This is a genomic window from Mesorhizobium sp. M5C.F.Ca.ET.164.01.1.1 (genome assembly GCF_004792125.1).
GTDB lineage: Bacteria > Pseudomonadota > Alphaproteobacteria > Rhizobiales > Rhizobiaceae > Mesorhizobium > Mesorhizobium wenxiniae.
Map to the genome: position 1 here is coordinate 1 of NZ_SRTG01000146.1, position 408 is coordinate 408.

Below are 408 nucleotides of genomic sequence, written 5' to 3' on the forward strand. Positions count from 1 at the left end.
GTCAGCCGCAAACGCCTCGACCCGCGCCGTGCGCTGCTCGGCCAGCACCGCGACATAGGATGCGAGCAGCGCGGTCAGTTGCACGGCGACGACCATGAACAGTCCGTCGATTCCTTGCGCCGCGCCGCCGACCAGAACCAGCGACAACACAGCAGAGGCGGAAATGAAGGCGACGCGCACGACACTGTCCGTGGCGTCGGGACTGGCCGCTATGTTGATCAGCGTCTCGACGAAGGCCCAGCAGAACAGCACCGCCACCACCAAAAGCGCGATCGCCAGCGGCGCCACGATGGCGGCGTTCTCCAGTCCGGTGATGCGGCCGTTTTCGACCTCAAGGCCGAGCACCGCAAGGGCCGCGGCGACGCCGCGATTGCCGTCGATGCAGATATACGCCAGCAGGGCGAAAAC

The 408-nt window shown here is 66.4% G+C and carries 1 protein-coding gene; it reads right to left on the bottom strand.

Going from position 1 to position 408, the window contains the following annotated elements; all coding sequences use genetic code 11:
* Nucleotides 1-408, bottom strand: a 408-nt coding sequence (locus tag EN807_RS32840) for a hypothetical protein (protein ID WP_135937957.1), incomplete at both ends; no start/stop codon positions are given.